A 17,956-nucleotide genomic window follows, 5' to 3' on the forward strand; every position below is an offset into this window, starting at 1 on the left:
ATTGTGATATGACAGTCATCTGCTTTTTTATGCCTTTTATCTGTTCTGTGTAGGTTTTGTAACTTTAATAAGTATGATTTTAACTGGGCCAACATTTTTGCCTAGGGGGAGAGCATGCGAAAAAGTCAGGGGTTTACCTTAATTGAGTTAATGGTGACGATTGCGGTGTTGGCAATTATTGCTGGAATGGCTGCTCCTTCATTTTCTAGCATGATTGAGCAATATAAGTTAAAAAAAAATACAGAAGAGTTGATAAATGTATTAAAAGAAGCCAGAGCAAAATCAATTGTAGATGTAAGGGAAGTAACCTTGAATTTGAACTCAGATGCTATGGATTCTGGTTCAACTATAAACTGGAAAGCTACTTCACCAGTGCGATTAAAAACAAGTGCGAATAATCAAATAAAATTTAACTCTAAAGGGTTTTATGTGGCTAATTTTAGTGAAATTGAACTGTGCCAAAAAACACGTCCCAGTCCATCAATAAAAATAATATTGGATAAGTTTGGTAAAGTTGAGAAAGTGGAAGCAGGAGCCTGTTCCTCATGAAGAATCAAAAAGGCGTGGGTTTAATTGAAGTTTTAGTTTCCTTGGTTGTACTCGCTATTGGCGTGTTAGGCTTTGTAATTTTACAAGCACGTGCAATTGAAGCGACTGGTGAAAGTGCACAACGAATTCAAGCTATAAATATTGCACGGGATATAGCAGAGCGTATTCGTGCCAATCGCGATGGTTGGGCAAAATACAAAGTAGAGTTTGCTTCCACTGCGAAACAAAAAGATGGATCAAAAAGCTGTGCTACGGCAACAAATACGGATGTGTGTACAGCAGATGAGCTAGCAGATTTTGATGCGAGGGAAGTCGAAAGTTATGCAAGTCAATTGGGTATGAGTATTTCAGTTCAGCAATGCCAAAAAGCGAATACCGGTGATCATGATCGTCAATGTGTGTATGTGGCATGGAATAATACAATTGCAGGAAATAGCACGACTGACAGTGAAACTGCCTGTACAAAAGGTACCGCTTATCAAGTGAAATCTGCATGTCTCATTATGGAGATCTACTAATGAAACAAACAGGTTTTACACTTATTGAATTAATGGTCAGTATTGCTTTAGGGCTAATCGTAGTTGCAACAGCTTTGATGCTGTTTTTAAGTGGTCAGCGTAATCTAAGTTTACAAAATGCAGCTGCCACTGTCCAAGAAGACCAAAACTTTGGATTGTCCTATATTGCACGTCAAATACGGATGGCTAATTTGAATAGTCCGTCTGCACAGATCAATACAACGAATGCTAAGTCGGGTATTGTTTTTAATAAAGATAATTTAAGCAGCTTTGTGACAGTACCAGCGGATTTTGCCTCAAAATTTGCGACTAAGTCGAATATGGTTTCTAGTAATATGCAGTCCCGTATTGGAAGTGATGCTTTTGCTGATGCGAGGAGTGATCAATTAGTCATTCAATATAAACCTGCTGAAATTGGTGGTTTTGACTGTGGAGGGACTGAGATCACTACAACAGATATCTATATTGTTGAAAGGTATTTTGTTCGATTGGATAGTAATGTCGAAAGTCATGAAACGACTGATGAATTAAAAAAATCATTGGTATGCGCAGCAAGTCGTTACTCGTCAAATTTAACCGCTAATACAGCGCTTGCTTCTGCAAATACAGGCATATATAGCGCAGGGCAGATTATTTTAAAGCGTGTAGATTTATTTAAAGTGCGGTTTTTAGTTGATATGACGACTGGTACAACAATTCAAAGAAGATACTTAACATTAGAACAATATGATGCGCTCACTGCTACAAAACCAAGAATTTTAGCAGTACAGTTGGCTGTCATTTCACGTGCTACTCAGCCTACAACTGATACTGTTATACCTGATAATCAAACATTCAAAGTTTTTAATCTGGATGTGAAAGTAAAAGATGCTCAGCCACGAAAATATATTAGAGCACCAATCATGCAGACGATAGCTCTACGCAATGCTTTGGGAGATCGCTAATGAGACATCATCAACAGGGGGTGACGCTTATTACCGTACTATTATTGCTTATCGCAATTACGATTATTGGTAGCTTGGCAATACGTTCTAGTATTACATCTTTAAAAGTAAGCACCATGAGCCAAGCTCAACAACTCATGCTGCAGAGTTCAGATACGGCTTTATTCCAAATTGAAAATCCGGAAAATATTCAGAAAAATATGGCGATTAACGGCATGTTTGGTTATATCAAAGGTGAAGACAATATTGGTAAGGAATTGGTATTTTGTTATAAGGCATCCGAATCTGATTTCTTTAAATTAAGCCGTGCGAGTTTAATTAATTGGAATGGAAATTCTGTGGATAATACAGGATTGGGTGTTAATGGTTTTTGTAAAATCAATGATGGTTTCTTCAGCTCCAGTCGTAAAACGGTGATGACACAAATCGCGATTAAAGCAGCGGATGTCACCAATCTGGACGCTTTTGCCTACATGCAAAAAGGGACAGACCCTGATAGTGCAAAAATTGATCCGGGTCAGTTATATACAGTGTATGCAACTACAATATTTCCAGCTTTAGCGCCTTCTAGCGTATCTAATACAAGCATTGATAACTGTTTTAAACAACACTTCAACAGTATTCCGAGCACTAAAATTGCAGAAGTTGATATTGATCTAGTCACTGAAAAAGCAAAACCGACAACAGGGGCAGGTGCGCAAAACCCTACTACGATTTCAAATTTAGAACTTGCAAAGAAGACGGTGTCTGCATGTTTAAATGGTTTGGCTGTTCCGGTACATACTCAAGTTTCTACGTATGCATTGCAACAAAACTTGGCTAAATAATACTGAGGTATGAAAAATGAAAAAAATTAACCAAACATCAGTTTTTGCACTCTCAGCGCTAAGTGCTGCTTTAATTAGTCATACTGCAACTGTTTATGCAAGTGACATTGAAATTTATAAGGCTCCTACACAAGGTGGTGCTTATTTGATGATGGTTTTGGACTTTTCGACTTCAATGCGAGGTTCTAGTCCAGTGAAATCAGATTTCTTTAATGGGAGAAATTGTAGTTCAGAAAGTAAAACTGTTTCAACTTCTTGGAATGGGTCACCTCATAGTTTCTCGGGCACTTATTGTTGGGTTAAAGAAAGCCAAACAAAAGAATATAAGACAAATCAAGTCAAAACTGTGACAACAGTTGTTTATAAACGAAGTTCAAATTCAAATAGTGCTTGGTATGAGGCTTCTCGTTCACAGAAATCAAGAGATACACTGACTGACTCAATGACTACTACAGATGTTAATATATATTCAAATTTAAGTGATGCCTTACAAAAAAAAATTGATAAATCTTGTGTCATTTCAGATATTAATACTGATCTAAGTGATTCTGAAACTTCAGAAAGTGAAGGAAGTTATTATGACGCGAAGTCGAGTGGTGGTTGGAATTCTTATGTAAATGAACGGAAAAGGGATATCACAACTATTACTTGGAATAGTAGAACGACTGAAGAAGGAAAAAAATATAGTTGTCCAGATCGTGTGACGATGTTGAAAAAAAGTTTGTACGATCTAATTGCTGGTAATTCGAAAGTAGATGATCAAACAACGTCGATCACCCCATTAGGAGACACAGCTTCAATTGGATTTACTCGTTTTCCAAATCCTAGTGTTACGCGAACGCCTCTAGTATTAAATAAAGCTAACAGAACAACTTTATTAGAAGAAATTACAGGTTATTCAAACTCATCTGGTACACCTATTGCACATGCTTATGCGACAGGTGCTGCTGGCTTAATGGCAAATATGCCAACAGGTTCAGAAGCTGCATGTGCAGGTTATGGGGTATATTTCTTAACGGATGGTGAGCCATGGAGTGACAGTACATCATCTGCACGAACTGCAATTAATGGATATTTATCTACATCTACTACTTCAACTAATTGTGGTTCTTCTTGGCCTTGTGTAACAACAATAGCTGAAAAATTGAAACTAAAGCAAAATACCAAAAATATTGAAATTAAGACGGCAGTTGTTGGTTTTGGTAATGAGTTTAGTTTTGGCGCGGCAACTTATGACCCTGCTACCACTTATAAATATTCAGGTAGTGGCCCGATAGCTGGTGATCAAACTGATTTACGAAATTTATTTAGTGCAGGAAGTAATGCATTAGAGGCAGCTAAGGCATCGGTTATTGGAGGGGGAGGTTGGTATAGTGCAGCCAATACCACAGACGTTGTAAAAAGTGTAAAAGACTTCGTGGATAGTGTAACAGTCGCAATTCCTGCAATTACAACAGGAACAGCAACAATTCCACAAGATTCACTTAATACAATAGCAGTGCAGCCTTATGCTTATTTTCCACAATTTAAACCACAGCCTTCTGAAACTTTCCAGCTCTGGAGCGGAAATCTAAAAAAATACAAAGTTGTGAATTCAATTTTAGAAGATAAAGATGGGCTTAAAGTTTTTAACGACACGAATGGACAGTTAAATACGGCTACAAAAGATTTGTGGGTCAAAAATATCGCCTCTTCAGAGACTGAATTATTAGCATTTGGTGGTATGTTAAGTAAACTAAAGTTAAAAGGCACAACGGTAAATGGATTCAATCGTAAGGTTTTAACAAATTCAGATACTACTTTAAATACTGTGACTGAAAGCTTTATTAAGACTAACTTAACGAATCGTAAGTATTTGCTCGGATTACTAGGATATGACCTAACTTTAACTGAGTTAAACGCTATAACGAATACCACATCCTTAACTACGCTTAGCCCAAGTAAAACGTTGAGAAACATAGGGGCGATTATGCATTCGACTCCTATATTGTTGACACAAGAAGGTAAAGTCACTCAAGGCAGCAATGTTGATACTACAGCTCGAAAAGATTATTTACTTTTTGGAACAACTCAAGGTGCATTACATGTAGTTAAAGCCGGTGCAGAGTCGGATACAGGCAATAGTTATACTGGTGGTGAAGAGGAATTCGTATTTGTTCCACAGGAAACGTTAAGTAATCAACCACTTGCTTTGCTAAACGAGAAAGAATCAGGTACGAACGGTATGAGTCAACTGTACTATGGTGTGGATGGTCCATGGGTTGCTCATACTGAATATGTTTACAATAGTACAGATGATAAGTTTTATGTCAAAGATGGAGACAGATTAGGAAAGCAATGGGTTTATGGCGGGATGCGAATGGGAGGTCGAAGTTATTATGCTTTGGATCTCACAGACATAAGTTCACCAACAATTAAATTTAGAATTGATCCAACAAGTTCAAAAGTATACACGTCAGCAAAAAAAGAAGACGGAACTAATATTACTTCTTATTCTTATTCACATTTAGCTAAAATGGGGCAAAGCTGGTCAAAACCTGTCATTACAAATGTGCAATGGGAAGGCAAACGTCGCTTGGTAATGTTTGTTGGCGGAGGTTATGACTCCGGATACGAAACATTTAATTATGATCAAACTAGTGGAGTTGGTGCAGGCGTCTTTATGTTTGATGCAAATACTGGTGAACCTTTATGGTCAACGTATGAGTCTGCAACAAAAGGGGATGGTGACGATCTAAAATATAGTATTGTCAGTCAAATTAAAACGATAGACCGTGATGGGGACGGTGATGTTGACCATTTATATTTTGGTGACTTAGGTGGGCAAGTCTTTAGGGTTGATTTAAACAGTTCACATCCGGTGCTGAATATCAGTTCTACAGCTACGCCTTCGCAACAAGCAAGTGCAATCGCAGCGTCCAAAGCAAGTTTTGCAAATAATATTATCCGTATACTAGATGTCCATAAAGCTAATGGCTTAAGTCCTCGTTTTTATGAGGCACCTGGCTTTAGTGTCTATAATGGTACCAATGGAATTTATGCTGTAGTCAGTATTGGGTCGGGGAACCGAAGTAACCCTTTATTGGGTAAAATCGTCAATAATAATTATATTGTGAGTGGTGAAACTGCAGCATTAAATGCATCATTGCCTAATGACGCAATTTATAATTTATTTGATACAGATGTCGTGAAAAAGGATATTCCATCGACATATACTTATGTTTTACGAGATACGACTCCATCTGCATTAGCAATTGTAAATGATACGAATAGAGAATTAGGTGTTAAACCTACTGCAACAACATCTAATCCAAATCCACAACCTGCAAATAAAATCGATTTTACGGGTAAAAAAGGTTGGTATTACGAATTTACTTCATCTACAGGTCGTAAAGCAGTAGAGAAAGTACAGGGAGATATTATTGTTGTTGATAATGATTTATACGTAACTACTTTCGACGCGGAAGCTGTAGGTACTACAGAAGCATGTGGTGCTGGTATTTATGGAGGAAGTGAGGCACATCGCTTCTGTATGCCGTATGGCCAATGTCCAAATGGAGAAACAGTTGCTCAAAATACTTTAAATTTGGGTAAAGGTATTTTAGGTATAACTTTAGGTGGTGGTACGGATGGTAGTGCAAACACGCGTAGTATTGTCGCTCCCATTAATAGTCGTAATCCTGCATCTAATAAATTATTGGCAGCCTTATATAAGTCAGAGATTAAACTAACACCACTGAGCTGGTATGAGAAAAACTAAGGAACTTGCATGAATAGTTTAAAAGGTTTTACTCTGATCGAGCTTATGGTGGTAGTGGTTATCGTGTCAGTATTAGCAGCAATTGCCTTACCGAGTTATCAACAATATGCGCGTAGAGCAGACGAGTCCGGTGTAAGCCAAATGATGCAGCAGATTGCAACTGATTTAGAAAAACATAAATCGCGTCAATTTACTTATGTAGGTTATAGTTTGCCAGCAGACTTAACTTACTGGCCTAAAAATGCAACAGCAGTAACTGCAAAGTACACTATCTCTGTTGTAGATGGTGATCTTACAAGTAAAAAACTAACAGATACTGGAGTAACCGGTAGAAAGTGGATCATTGTTGCAAATGCTGCAAGTACTCAACCTAAATTAAATAGTTTTGTAATGAATAATTTAGGAAAAAGATGTAAAAAACAGGGAAGTACAATTAATTTGGATTGTAATGGGGGGGATGCATGGACAGATTGAAAAATGGTTTTACCCTCATAGAATTGATGGTCGTAGTTGCCATTATTGGAATTTTGGCAGCAATTGCATATCCTTCTTATCAAGAATATGTAAAAAAAACTAAACGTGTTGAAGTGCAAGCGGAACTAATAGAAATCGCTTCTAGATTACAGCGTTACAAGGTTACAAATTTCCATTATAAAAAAACGGATACAACAGCGATTACCTTAACGGATGTGGGTTTTCCATCGATTAACCCTACTTCACAAAATGGTCTATATACCCTGAGTTTAAATTTTACCACCTTTGATACAACTAAAGGTGAATTTCCAACTAAGTGGACTCTGTCAGCTGTTCCAATAGGAACTCAAGCTGGAAATGGAGTGAATTGTATAAATGAATCTGGTCAACGTTTCTGGTCTAAGACCACAGCTACAAGTGCAGCATGCTTGGCTGGGCTCACAGCATCTTCAAACTGGGACGGCCGCTAACTAAATCCAAAATTGTAGCCAAGCAATTTTTGATCTTTCATTCAGGGCAAACTTCGCGTAAAATACTGCCCTCTATGAAAGGGGTTTGAAATGTATCGATGGTCGGTACAGGGATAATCCGTAAAAACTATAAGGTTGTATCATGGTAGTTATTCGTCTTACTCGCGGTGGTGCTAAAAAGCGTCCATTCTATCAAATCGTTGTAACTGATAGCCGCAATCCACGTGACGGTCGTTTCATCGAACGTATCGGTTTCTTCAACCCTACAGCGCAAGGTAAAGCAGAAAAACTTCGTTTAGATGCTGACCGTTTTGCTCACTGGGTAGCACAAGGTGCTCAACCTTCTGAACGTGTTGCTTCTTTAGCTGCTCAAGCGAAGAAAGCTGCAGCTGCTGCATAATTTTAAAGAATTAAGTAGTAGGTAGCCCATGACACCAACACAGAATGTACCCGAAGATCGTATTCAGATTGGACAGTTACGTTCAGCATATGGATTAAATGGGTGGCTCTGGGTCTATTCCAATACAGAACCCATGAGCAACATGTTTGACTACCTGCCTTGGTACATTGAGACCAAAGCAGGTTGGCAAACTGTCGATGTAAAACGTTGGAAACCACATGGCAAAGGCCTGGTTGTCAGCTTAAAAGGTGTGAGCGATCGCACCGCAGCAGACGGTCTGGTTGGTGCAAATATCTGGATTTCAAAATCGCAACTGCCGCAAGCAGGTGTGGATGAGTATTACTGGTCTGATTTAAAAGGTCTAACCGTGTTAGGTCTGGATGATGAGGAACAGGAAGTTAATCTCGGTCAAATCCACGAACTGTTTGAAACAGGCGCTAACGATGTGATGGTGGTTCGCGCAACTGCTGACAGCATTGATGGTGAAGAGCGTATGATTCCATGGCATAAAGATGTGGTACAACGCGTTGATCTCGAAACAGGTCGTATTTATGTCAATTGGGGCGTAGATTACTAATATTTTTGGAAATACGGGAGTCTGCGATGTTTTTTGCAGTCATTACGCTTTTTCCTGAAATGTTTGAAGCGATTACACGTTTCGGTATTAGCGGGCGCGCAGCACAACGTGAGTTGATGCAAATTCATTGTATCAATCCTCGCGATTATGCTGAGGGTAACTACAAACGAGTGGATGAACGTCCATTTGGTGGTGGTCCCGGTATGGTAATGATGGCTGAGCCACTGGCAAAAGCAATCCACCGTGCCAAAGAACTTGCTCATGAAGCAGGTGCGGTCAACGTACCCGTGGTGTATATGTCACCACAAGGTCAAACCTTAAATGAACCCGCTGTACAAGAATTTGTTCAATATGACGGATTGATTGTGCTGTGTGGCCGTTATGAAGGTGTCGATGAACGTTTAATCCAGAAATATGTCGATCAGGAATGGTCGATTGGAGATTACGTGTTATCGGGCGGTGAACTGCCTGCGATGGTGTTATTGGACAGTATTATCCGGAGACTTCCGGGTGCAATGTCTGATGAACAATCCCATGTGCAAGATTCATTTGTGGATGGTCTGTTAGACTGCCCGCAATATACAAAGCCTGACTATTTTGAAGGTTTGGATGTGCCTGAGGTATTGAAATCAGGTCATCATGCAAATATTGAAAAATGGCGGTTTTTGCAGCGTTATCAGCGTACACTTGAACGTCGACCTGAATTGGTTGAACAAGTCGAGCTGACTAAACAGCAAAAAAAATGGCTAAAAGATTTGCCAGAACATAAAGCTTAATTTATGCTCTGCGCACAATGAAAAGCTTGATCTTCGGATTAAGTACTTAAATAGGCTCTTTATGCATTGAAGCGGTCAAGCATAAAGGGAAAGTCAATCGGGTCTATGCGCTTTAGCCTCTAGCCCCAGCGATGATTAGACCTCTTCTAACTCGCACATATTGGAGATACCCCATGAGCGGTAAGCATCCTTTAGTACAAGCTGTAGAAAATGCTCAGCTTAAACAAGACATCCCAGCTTTTGCACCAGGTGACACAGTAGTTGTTTCTGTAAAAGTTAAAGAAGGCGACCGTGAACGTCTACAAGCGTTTGAAGGCGTTGTAATCGCTAAGAAAAACCGTGGTTTGAACTCTGCGTTCACAGTACGTAAAATTTCTAGCGGTGTTGGTGTTGAGCGTGTATTCCAAACTCACTCACCAATCGTTGCTAAAATCGAAGTGAAACGTCGTGGTGACGTTCGTCGTGCTAAACTTTACTACCTACGTGAATTGTCTGGTAAAGCTGCACGTATTCGTGAAAAGTTACCAGCGCGTAAAACTGAAGCTTAATCAGTTTTATCTCGTTGAAAAAATGCGCCCCATGGCGCATTTTTTTATGGCTGTAGACTGGTTCATAGACCTTGCAGTTTGAGCCGGTTGGCATGCTGGCGATAGACCGCGACCGGGTCTGGAGCAAAAGTACCTTTTAAACCGAACAGTAAATTCACTTCATCGAGATGATTCCATGGAAAATCATCCCGAATGGTTTTACCAAATTTGGCGCTACAGACCGAGACAATGCCATCATTGGCACCGCCTTTATGGGCCGAGATTAAATTAAGGACTTTCATAGCAGCATCACCAACATCCAGTGGATTGGTGACTTGCGTATTTCCGGTCATTGAATATAAAGCAATACCCTGATCCTGATATTTGCCTTCACCACAGGGCGTTAAGGATAAGCCCAACTGAAAACGCTGATTAAACTCCGCGGTTCCTTCAATCGAGGTGCTATGACCTGCAGCTAAGGCATTATGCGGAAATGTATTGGCGTCCAGGCCTTGTGCCCACATGATCACTTTACCAAAACTGCTGATCAGCACATTTAACAGGTCAGAGCTTCCTGTTTGATCAGCAAATTTCATCACGTCGGAAGCCACCACGGTACCCTGATTGGCACCACCGACGGTCAGCACCGAGGCCACCTGGTCAGGAATTACACCTGCGGCATAACGCACCGCATGTGCCCCATGACTATGGCCAATCAGGTTGACTTTTTTCGCTCCGGTGATGGCCATCACCTCCTGGAGCTGGGCCAGATATTGTTCACCCCGGACTTCACTGGAGTTAAACGGTGACATCCGTGCTGCCCAGGCATTGCTGCCGTTACGGGCTAAATCCGGTAGAATCTGATACCAATAGTCCATGCCCAAGGTATCGGTACCAATGCGGTTAAACCCGACCATGCCATGGGCAAATACAATCGGATATTGGGTTTGGGCATAAGTCGAGGTCACCCGTTTGCTTTCGGCTTTAATCACATGGCTGTCTTGTGCCAGTGCCGTTCCACAGCACAGTACAGTTGTCATAAGCGTAAGTAAAATTTTTATTTTCATAAAATTCCATTTTTCTTCATCATCAAAAATAAAAACCCTGCTCAAAAGAGCAGGGCAGATCATCCTTAAGTTTACAAGCCTTGCTGTTTTAAACGGTTGGCATGTTGACGGTAGACACTGACCGGATCGGGGGCGAATACGGCTTTCAGACCCAGAAACTGATTGACTTCATCTAAATGGTTCCAGTTATAGTCATCGCGGATGGTTTTCCCAAACTTGGCACTACAGCGAGAGACCAGACCGTCATTTTCTTTGCCGCCATCAATCAGCAAGCTGGTGATTTTCAGGGCAGAGTCGGGGTCCAGAATATTGGTGACCGTACCAATACCGGTAAAGGAATAATTCACAACCCCATTCTGTTTATAGGCACCTTCACCGCAGGCCGTGGTTGGCATCCCTAGCGGGAATTTCTGGTTAAACTTGGCCGAGCCGGCCAGGGTCAGACTGCTGCCGCCAGCAAGAGAATCATGCGGGAAGCTGTTCGGGTCCAAACCTTGCGCCCAGGTAATGGCTTTGGACACCAGATTGACTGCACCAACCAATGGCCCTTCAACCGGTGTGCCTTCGGCTTTTAAAATCAGGTCGGCCACCGGCGAGCCTTTATTCGGTGCACCCACCGCAGTTAAAGATGCTACCTGGTCTGGCATTACCCCGGCCACATAACGAATGGTTGGTCCGCCATGCGAATGGCCAATCAGGTTGACTTTGCCCGCACCGGTCACAGCGAGAATTTCCTCGACTTGCTGTGCCAGCTGCTCGCCACGAACCTCACTGGAGTTAAATGGCGATACCCGGGTGGCCCAGACATTGCTGCCGTGGCGCGCCAGATCTGGCAGAATCTGATACCAGTAATCCAGGCCAAAATTGTCGGTCCCCAGGGTAATAAAGCCACTCATACCATGACTAAATACAATCGGATATTTGGTTTTGGCATACTGCGAGCTAACAAAAGGTGCTTTGACCTGGGTGCTGTTTGAGGCGTGCAGCTGTGTGGTGCCGCTCAATACGGTAGCGGCCAGACCGGCGATGAGATATCCATATTTCATTGTTAAATCCTCAGTCTTGTTCTTGTGAGTACAGACCGCTCACGATCTGTACGGTGTTCAGCCTTGTCACCAAGGCAATTTAAAAGTCTAGAGCTGCTGCTGTTTCAGGCGATTGGCATGCTGACGGAACAGTGCCACCGGATCCGGGGCAAAGCGGCCGGTCAGTCCGAACATCATATTGGCCAGATCGGTATGGTTCAGGTTGTAGTTGTCACGAATTACCTTGCCAATATGCGAGCTGCAACGTGCCACCATGCCGTCATTGTCCCTGTTGCCATACGACAGCGGCCCGAGTTGCATCAGAATGGTGTCGATATCCAGCAGATTGGTGGCTTGTGCAGTGCCGGTCCAGGAGTAGTAGCGGATGCCACGATCAACTTCAGCGCCGGCCTGAGAACAGTTTGCTGCCAGTGCCGTGGTCGGGAAACGGCGGTTAAAATCAGCAGAACCGGTTTCGGTCAGGGATTTCATCGAGGCATCAAAGTTGATGGGCATATCCGGCTGTAACTGGGCATAACTGATGAGCGGGGCGATCATATAGTCACCGACCAGATTGAAGACAGTGCGCAGTGCCGTACTGTTTTGAATATCATCGGCCACTTTAGAGCCACGGAACGTACCACCAATACCAGTGACCGAGGCCACATATTCAGGTTTGACCGCCGCCACATAACGTACAGTCGGGCCGCCATGCGAGTGACCAATCAGATTGACCTTATTTTTGCCCGTAATGGCCAGCACATCTTCCACCTGGTGAATCAGCTGTTCACCACGAAATTCGGTCTGATGTGCCGGAGATAGCTGTGCGGCAAACACAGTGGCGCCGTGACGCGCCAGATCGGGCAAAATCTGGTACCAGTAATCCATATTGAAAGTTTCATTGCCAATTCGCGACCAGCCAAGCCAGCCGTGGGTCATGACAATTGGATATCGGGTTTGGGCATAATGGCTGATGGCGCGTTCCTGAACCTGCAAGACGCCCGGTTCGGCCTGTACGGGTGTGCTTAAGCCAAACAGGGCTGTCGCAAGTAACAGGGCTGAACCCCATGTGGTTTTTTGTTTTAAATGATGCATGACTGATCCTTCATTTCATTTTTTGTTTTATTGATGCAGTACCACCTGTCAAAAATTCCTCCTTTGTCGTGCTTTGCATAAAAATGTGATGATGTCTTCGATTTATATGGAATGATGACTACTCATCCAGGCAACCTGCCTGCAAATATGTCATTTCAGGCCAAAATTTATCAAAAATTACTGTTTTTATAAGGGCTTAGTAATTTTAAAATCCATTGTTTAGCATAAATAAACAGTTTTCTTGAAATCGTCATTAGCCATTCGGTTATTTTTTGTAGTTGCCGATAACTGGTCGATGAAGTGCACGTGAAATGGCAGAGATATTGATAAAAAATGAGGGGGGTGGTGCTTAACAGAACGTTAAACCTAGACCCATCTACCGCAATGATGGATGAGTCATCTTTAGAGGATGTTATTCGGCAAAAGGCAGTTTACCGCCCTGATCGTGCACCGATTCAAAGGTATCCAGCCGCAGCTGTTCTTGTGGATTGTTAAAATACTGCTGGCGTAATTCTGCGACCGCCTGCTGTTTGGCGGCATCATTCAGGCCAGCACTGAGAATCTGATCGCGTTGATTTAAATATTGAGTGACACGGGTTTTCCAGTGGCTGCGCTCGACATCCAGCTGTTCCAGACGCTGCGTGGCTTCAGGCCCGACCAGATTCAGGCGCATCTGGCGCAGTTCTGCACTGGAGCCACCACGGGCTTTAATTTCTGCGGTCAGTACTCTTAAATCTTCCAGCTTGTTGAGCTGTTCCAGATTGGCCTGCCAGTCTTCCGGCAGCTGCTCAAACAGGGCTTTTAACTTCTGGGCTTTTTCTGCTTCGGACAGCTGTTTATTGTCCATCACACTCAGGCGCTCCAGGGTATAGTCATGATAAACATCTTCCACCCCAAACAGACCCTCAATTTCATAGGCCGAGAAAAACTGCTGACGCAGGTTTTTCATGCTAGTAAAAATGCTGCGGTAATATTGCGGACTGTCCGGATCCAGTTGCGGCGGCTGCAATTCCCCCAAACGCTCCCGATAATCCAGATAGCGCTGCCATAAATCCAGAATTTGTCCCAAGGCCGGTTCCTGATGAGTCTGGGCGATATAACGCTGAAAATCCTGACGGATCTGCTCCAGGGTTTTCTCGCCGTATTGGGTAATAAAATATTCAAAACAGTTGCGGGTCTGTTCATTGACCATCAGCCGGTTACCTGAGTCGAGCTGTAACTGGCAGTTAATTTCAGTATCCTGCTGACTGGGACTTAAAAAGGACAGGGTTGCAGAGCTGTTTGGACTGCTCACGGGTAGAGACGAGGTTGCAGATGTACGCGCTGTGGCGGCCTGTGCATGACCGGGGGATGGTGGTGAATGGGGAATTAACCAGTAAATAATGCCCATCACTGCCACGGTAATCAGGCCCAACCAGAGCCATAATTTATGTTTTTGCATTCCTATGCACCTGTTTTTCCATTGTATTTATTTTAGGTTTTCAGTTCGGCCTCAATATGCCATAAAAATGACATTGTTTTATAGAAAAGTTGTAAAGCTTGTGCTCAGATTGCTACCATGGCGCAGTTTAGAATTGTCCGATTTTTGCCATGAAAGCATCTTCTCCTAAAATTCAGCGTCGTCCTGTGCATGGCGTATTTTTATTGAATAAACCCCTGGGTATCAGCTCGAATGCTGCACTGCAAAAGGTGCGCTGGCTGTATCGTGCGCAAAAAGCCGGACATACCGGTGCTTTAGATCCGTTGGCCTCTGGTTTATTACCAATCTGTCTGGGCGAGGCGACCAAGTTTTCGCATTTTCTTCTGGATTCAACCAAGCGTTACCAGACCACCATTCAATTGGGACATAGCACCACCACCGGTGATGTTGAAGGTGAAGTGCTGTTAGAGGCTGCGGTACCGACATTGAATGAAGAAAACATTTTAACCGTCCTGGCGCAATTTACTGGCGATATTCAGCAGGTGCCACCGATGTATTCTGCGCTAAAAAAAGAAGGCCGTCCCTTATACGAGCTGGCCCGTAAAGGTATTGAAATTGAACGGGATGCACGCCCCATCAGCATTTATGCGCTGGAGCTGCTAGGGTTTACTGACAATAGTATCACCTTGGATGTGACCTGTTCCAAAGGCACCTATATTCGTGTACTCGGTGAAGATATTGCCAAGGCGCTCGGCAGCTATGGGCATCTGACCTATTTGCACCGTATTCAGACCGGGCATTTTGATCTGATTCCAAGCTACACTCTGGACTATCTGGAAAGCCTGAGCGAAGCCGAACGTGAAGCGCTGTTGCTGCCGGTTTATGCCCCGATTGAGCATTTTCCACAGGTACAGGTGCCAGAAGGCCGGGCCGAATATTTTTGTCGCGGCATGGAAAGTAATATTGACCATGCGGCGGCAACTCAGGTATTGGTATTTGAGGGCGAGAAATGTTTAGGGCTGGCGGAAATTACCGATAAAAAACGTCTGGTACCAAAACGGGTCCTGAATCTCTAATTTTCATTTGCACTGAGGCCACAGGATTGCCCCGATATGGATATTGAAATCGTCATCAGCCTCGTGATTTTTGCCTTCTGTGCCGGTGCAATTGATGCCGCGGTTGGTGGTGGCGGCCTGATCCAGATTCCGGCGATTATGGGCGCAATGCCGCAACTGGCGCCGGCCACGGTGTTTGGCACCAACAAACTGGCTTCCATTTGTGGCACTGCTTCGGCGGCCTTTTCTTTTTTACGCAAAGTGCAGCTGTCCTGGAAATTGCTGGGCGTGATCGGGCTATGTGCCTTTCTCAGCTCTTTCGTTGGCGCAGCCTGCGTGTCAATGATTCCGACCGATATTTTGCGGCCCTTTGTGCTGCTGATGCTGATCGTGATTGCCATCTACACCTTCATGAAAAAGCAGTTTGGCCAGCTGCATGTGCAGCAGACTTTAAACCGCAAAATGTTGCTCCTGGCGGCGTTGGGCAGTGTGCTGATTGGTTTTTATGATGGTATTTTTGGCCCCGGCACGGGCAGCTTTTTTATTTTCTATTTTATTCGTTATTTACAGGTCGATTTTTTGCATGCCTCGGCCTTGTCGAAAATTGCCAATTTTATGACTAATCTGGCGGCATTAAGTTTCTTTATTCCCACTGGTCATGTGCTGTTTATGGTTGGGGCGATGATGGCGCTGGCCAATATTACCGGTTCTCTGGTCGGGGTGCGTCTGGCCTTTAAATATGGCAGCGGCTTTATTCGTATTGTATTTCTGATCCTGGTCAGTGTGCTGATTATACGTATGGCCTATCAGATGTTCTGGTTGTAAATCATTCTCATTATTAAAATTTCCCATACAAATTGCTGCAGGAACCGTCGCACGAGCTTGGCGTATAGTGAATGCTTAGCCTAACCTGTCTGCTTAACAATAATGATGCAACCCGTTGTCGGGTGTTTAAATTTTGGCATTTGAAAGGGTAATCACAACATGAATATTTTTGAAGCACTACGTGAAAGCCATGAAATACAGCGTGATCTGGCCGAGCGTTTAATCCAGACCTCGGGGGATACACCAGAACGCCGCGAGCTGTTTGATCAACTGAAAAATGAATTATTCGCCCATGCTGTGGCCGAAGACCGTTATTTTTATATTCCACTAATGATGACCGATTCCGGGCTGAACATTACCCGGCATGCGCTGGCAGAACATCATGAAATGGATGAGCTGCTGGAAAAACTGACCGAAACCGAATTTAGCAATCCGGGCTGGCTGGCGATTGCCAAGCAGCTGTCTGAAAAAGTGCATCATCATTTGCAGGAAGAAGAACATGGCTTTTTCCAGCAGGCTGGGAAAATTTTGGAAGAACGCCAGAAAACCGAGCTGGCCAAACAGTATTTAAATGAATACGGCAAATATAAAGCCATTCAAAAAGACAGTCTGGTCTAAATTCAGGACTTAAAAAAGATGGCTCTCTTGGCCATCTTTTTATTCATCTTGTTTGATCTCTCTTTTTGCTTAAGGGCTGACAGCTTTCTTACGGCTGGCTCTTAGAGTCACGCCCACGGAGGCCAGCATCACGCAGAATAAAGCGACCCATTGCAACAGGCTGATCTGTTCACCGAGTAACACCAGACCGGTTAGCGCGGCCAGTGCCGGCGATAAACTGGACAGGGTGCCATAACTGAGCTTGCTTAAATGCTGTAAGGCTTTCAGGTCCAGTGCATACGGAATGGCGGTGGCCAAAATGGCAATGGCGATGGCTTTGCCCCAGTATTGGGTATCGACCAGGGCCGCGGCATTGTGATACAGACCAATGGGTAACAGGGTCAGCGCAGCCAGACTAATGGCAATGGTGAGGGCATGCATGCCAATATTCTGCTGTACCACGCGCTGCCCGAAATAAATATAGAGGGCCCAGCAAAAGCCGGCGCCCAGCGCACAGAGGGCACCAAAGACTGAGAAATTGTCACTGTTGGCCTGTCCCCAGGGCACCATCAGCGCAATTCCCAAAATGGCTAAAAGCACCCAGATATAATCACTACGCTGTTTAATCGAGAGCAGGGCCAGTCCCAGTGGGCCAATAAATTCCAGACCAACCGCAATCCCTTGCGGCAATTTGCCCAGCGACATATAGAACAGCACATTCATCAGACACAGGGCCGCGCTATAGCAGAGCAGATCACGCCATTTTAAAAAGGACAGCCGGGAAATAATCTTCCAGGAACGGAACATCAGGCAGATAATAATGGCGGCAAAGCACAACCGTAAAATGGTCACGGTAAGCGGATCGAGCACCTCAAACAGTTGTTTGGCAAAGGAGGCACTAATCTGGTACGAAGTCATGGACAGCACCATGAACAGTACCGACAGCAGTTGAGCATTTTGCATAAGCGCACCACCAACACCGGAAGGTGTCAGCATATTGGGGAGATGCTGCTGATTATAGCAATTTGCTTAAATTTTGATGAGTAGCCG

General features: G+C 43.5%; 19 protein-coding genes. 14 read left to right on the forward strand and 5 right to left on the reverse strand.

From position 1 onward, the window contains the following. Window positions 1-114: 114 nt before the first annotated feature. The 11 genes from FTU86_RS06610 to rplS all read left to right on the forward strand — a co-directional run bounded on the left by FTU86_RS06610 (window position 115) and on the right by rplS (window position 9,843). Complete coding sequence (locus FTU86_RS06610; protein WP_180048369.1) at window positions 115-549, forward strand: Tfp pilus assembly protein FimT/FimU; 435 nt, start codon at window positions 115-117, stop codon at window positions 547-549. Then, window positions 546-1,067 carry a type IV pilus modification protein PilV gene (gene pilV, locus FTU86_RS06615; protein WP_180048368.1) on the forward strand — a complete coding sequence of 174 codons (522 nt, stop codon included), beginning with the start codon at window positions 546-548 and terminating at the stop codon, window positions 1,065-1,067. Before FTU86_RS06610 ends, pilV begins: the two co-directional genes overlap by 4 nt. Beyond that, complete coding sequence (locus FTU86_RS06620) at window positions 1,067-2,011, forward strand: PilW family protein (RefSeq protein ID WP_180048367.1); 945 nt, start codon at window positions 1,067-1,069, stop codon at window positions 2,009-2,011. The genes pilV and FTU86_RS06620 overlap by 1 nt, the downstream gene beginning before the upstream one ends. Then, complete coding sequence (locus FTU86_RS06625) at window positions 2,011-2,838, forward strand: pilus assembly protein PilX (protein ID WP_180048366.1); 828 nt, start codon at window positions 2,011-2,013, stop codon at window positions 2,836-2,838. The genes FTU86_RS06620 and FTU86_RS06625 overlap by 1 nt, the downstream gene beginning before the upstream one ends. Window positions 2,839-2,854: 16 nt before the next feature. Further along, window positions 2,855-6,598, forward strand: coding sequence for a PilC/PilY family type IV pilus protein (locus FTU86_RS06630; protein ID WP_180048365.1), 3,744 nt, complete (start codon window positions 2,855-2,857; stop codon window positions 6,596-6,598). Between the two features lie 9 nt (window positions 6,599-6,607). Continuing rightward, the gene (locus tag FTU86_RS06635; RefSeq protein WP_180048364.1) at window positions 6,608-7,072 is read left to right on the forward strand and encodes a type IV pilin protein; all 465 of its coding nucleotides are present in this window, start codon (window positions 6,608-6,610) and stop codon (window positions 7,070-7,072) included. Beyond that, complete coding sequence (locus FTU86_RS06640; protein ID WP_180048363.1) at window positions 7,060-7,542, forward strand: type IV pilin protein; 483 nt, start codon at window positions 7,060-7,062, stop codon at window positions 7,540-7,542. Before FTU86_RS06635 ends, FTU86_RS06640 begins: the two co-directional genes overlap by 13 nt. A gap of 142 nt (window positions 7,543-7,684) precedes the next feature. Further along, window positions 7,685-7,942 (forward strand): 30S ribosomal protein S16, encoded by a 258-nt coding sequence (gene rpsP / locus FTU86_RS06645; protein WP_004809941.1) that lies wholly within the window; start codon window positions 7,685-7,687, stop codon window positions 7,940-7,942. Window positions 7,943-7,970: 28 nt separating this feature from the next. After that, window positions 7,971-8,519: a ribosome maturation factor RimM gene (gene rimM, locus FTU86_RS06650; protein ID WP_016658481.1), complete on the forward strand. Its 549-nt coding sequence runs from the start codon at window positions 7,971-7,973 to the stop codon at window positions 8,517-8,519. 26 nt (window positions 8,520-8,545) lie between these two features. Continuing rightward, window positions 8,546-9,295 (forward strand): tRNA (guanosine(37)-N1)-methyltransferase TrmD, encoded by a 750-nt coding sequence (trmD, locus tag FTU86_RS06655; protein ID WP_180048362.1) that lies wholly within the window; start codon window positions 8,546-8,548, stop codon window positions 9,293-9,295. A 173-nt stretch (window positions 9,296-9,468) separates the two neighbouring features. Beyond that, window positions 9,469-9,843: a 50S ribosomal protein L19 gene (gene rplS, locus FTU86_RS06660; protein WP_168406100.1), complete on the forward strand. Its 375-nt coding sequence runs from the start codon at window positions 9,469-9,471 to the stop codon at window positions 9,841-9,843. Between the two features lie 62 nt (window positions 9,844-9,905). Here the strand turns inward: rplS and FTU86_RS06665 are convergent, their stop codons facing one another. The 4 genes from FTU86_RS06665 to FTU86_RS06680 all read right to left on the reverse strand — a co-directional run bounded on the left by FTU86_RS06665 (window position 9,906) and on the right by FTU86_RS06680 (window position 14,450). Further along, a complete protein-coding gene (locus FTU86_RS06665; protein ID WP_180048361.1) occupies window positions 9,906-10,889 on the reverse strand; it encodes a triacylglycerol lipase in 984 nt (327 codons plus the stop codon). A gap of 71 nt (window positions 10,890-10,960) precedes the next feature. After that, window positions 10,961-11,935 (reverse strand): triacylglycerol lipase, encoded by a 975-nt coding sequence (locus FTU86_RS06670; RefSeq protein WP_104488271.1) that lies wholly within the window; start codon window positions 11,933-11,935, stop codon window positions 10,961-10,963. 87 nt (window positions 11,936-12,022) lie between these two features. Next, window positions 12,023-13,009, reverse strand: coding sequence for a triacylglycerol lipase (locus tag FTU86_RS06675; RefSeq protein WP_180048360.1), 987 nt, complete (start codon window positions 13,007-13,009; stop codon window positions 12,023-12,025). A 412-nt stretch (window positions 13,010-13,421) separates the two neighbouring features. Next, a complete protein-coding gene (locus FTU86_RS06680; protein WP_180048359.1) occupies window positions 13,422-14,450 on the reverse strand; it encodes a lipase secretion chaperone in 1,029 nt (342 codons plus the stop codon). A 149-nt stretch (window positions 14,451-14,599) separates the two neighbouring features. Here FTU86_RS06680 and truB point away from each other — a divergent pair, with 149 nt between their 5' ends. The 3 genes from truB to FTU86_RS06695 all read left to right on the forward strand — a co-directional run bounded on the left by truB (window position 14,600) and on the right by FTU86_RS06695 (window position 16,927). Then, window positions 14,600-15,505: a tRNA pseudouridine(55) synthase TruB gene (gene truB, locus FTU86_RS06685; RefSeq protein WP_180048358.1), complete on the forward strand. Its 906-nt coding sequence runs from the start codon at window positions 14,600-14,602 to the stop codon at window positions 15,503-15,505. 36 nt (window positions 15,506-15,541) lie between these two features. After that, entirely contained in the window at window positions 15,542-16,309 is a 768-nt protein-coding gene (locus tag FTU86_RS06690) for a TSUP family transporter (protein WP_180048357.1), read from the forward strand. 159 nt (window positions 16,310-16,468) lie between these two features. Beyond that, a complete protein-coding gene (locus tag FTU86_RS06695; RefSeq protein WP_075168265.1) occupies window positions 16,469-16,927 on the forward strand; it encodes a hemerythrin domain-containing protein in 459 nt (152 codons plus the stop codon). 69 nt (window positions 16,928-16,996) lie between these two features. Here FTU86_RS06695 and FTU86_RS06700 read toward each other — a convergent pair whose 3' ends face one another. Further along, window positions 16,997-17,869 carry a DMT family transporter gene (locus tag FTU86_RS06700; protein WP_034598244.1) on the reverse strand — a complete coding sequence of 291 codons (873 nt, stop codon included), beginning with the start codon at window positions 17,867-17,869 and terminating at the stop codon, window positions 16,997-16,999. Window positions 17,870-17,956: the final 87 nt, after the last annotated feature.

Source organism: Acinetobacter sp. YH12155 (genome assembly GCF_013418255.1).
Classification (GTDB): domain Bacteria; phylum Pseudomonadota; class Gammaproteobacteria; order Pseudomonadales; family Moraxellaceae; genus Acinetobacter; species Acinetobacter indicus.

Bases quoted from the DNA above. Each gene is read 5' to 3' on its own strand.
- FTU86_RS06630 (WP_180048365.1), top strand. From the start codon at position 2,855: ATGAAAAAAATTAACCAAACATCAGTTTTTGCACTCTCAGCGCTAAGT.
- FTU86_RS06640 (WP_180048363.1), top strand. From the start codon at position 7,060: ATGGACAGATTGAAAAATGGTTTTACCCTCATAGAATTGATGGTCGTA.
- FTU86_RS06690 (WP_180048357.1), top strand. From the start codon at position 15,542: ATGGATATTGAAATCGTCATCAGCCTCGTGATTTTTGCCTTCTGTGCC.
- truB (WP_180048358.1), top strand. From the start codon at position 14,600: ATGAAAGCATCTTCTCCTAAAATTCAGCGTCGTCCTGTGCATGGCGTA.
- FTU86_RS06635 (WP_180048364.1), top strand. From the start codon at position 6,608: ATGAATAGTTTAAAAGGTTTTACTCTGATCGAGCTTATGGTGGTAGTG.
- FTU86_RS06610 (WP_180048369.1), top strand. From the start codon at position 115: ATGCGAAAAAGTCAGGGGTTTACCTTAATTGAGTTAATGGTGACGATT.
- FTU86_RS06675 (WP_180048360.1), bottom strand. From the start codon at position 13,009: ATGCATCATTTAAAACAAAAAACCACATGGGGTTCAGCCCTGTTACTT.
- FTU86_RS06625 (WP_180048366.1), top strand. From the start codon at position 2,011: ATGAGACATCATCAACAGGGGGTGACGCTTATTACCGTACTATTATTG.
- rimM (WP_016658481.1), top strand. From the start codon at position 7,971: ATGACACCAACACAGAATGTACCCGAAGATCGTATTCAGATTGGACAG.
- trmD (WP_180048362.1), top strand. From the start codon at position 8,546: ATGTTTTTTGCAGTCATTACGCTTTTTCCTGAAATGTTTGAAGCGATT.
- pilV (WP_180048368.1), top strand. From the start codon at position 546: ATGAAGAATCAAAAAGGCGTGGGTTTAATTGAAGTTTTAGTTTCCTTG.
- FTU86_RS06700 (WP_034598244.1), bottom strand. From the start codon at position 17,869: ATGCAAAATGCTCAACTGCTGTCGGTACTGTTCATGGTGCTGTCCATG.
- FTU86_RS06665 (WP_180048361.1), bottom strand. From the start codon at position 10,889: ATGAAAATAAAAATTTTACTTACGCTTATGACAACTGTACTGTGCTGT.
- FTU86_RS06620 (WP_180048367.1), top strand. From the start codon at position 1,067: ATGAAACAAACAGGTTTTACACTTATTGAATTAATGGTCAGTATTGCT.
- rplS (WP_168406100.1), top strand. From the start codon at position 9,469: ATGAGCGGTAAGCATCCTTTAGTACAAGCTGTAGAAAATGCTCAGCTT.
- FTU86_RS06680 (WP_180048359.1), bottom strand. From the start codon at position 14,450: ATGCAAAAACATAAATTATGGCTCTGGTTGGGCCTGATTACCGTGGCA.
- rpsP (WP_004809941.1), top strand. From the start codon at position 7,685: ATGGTAGTTATTCGTCTTACTCGCGGTGGTGCTAAAAAGCGTCCATTC.
- FTU86_RS06670 (WP_104488271.1), bottom strand. From the start codon at position 11,935: ATGAAATATGGATATCTCATCGCCGGTCTGGCCGCTACCGTATTGAGC.
- FTU86_RS06695 (WP_075168265.1), top strand. From the start codon at position 16,469: ATGAATATTTTTGAAGCACTACGTGAAAGCCATGAAATACAGCGTGAT.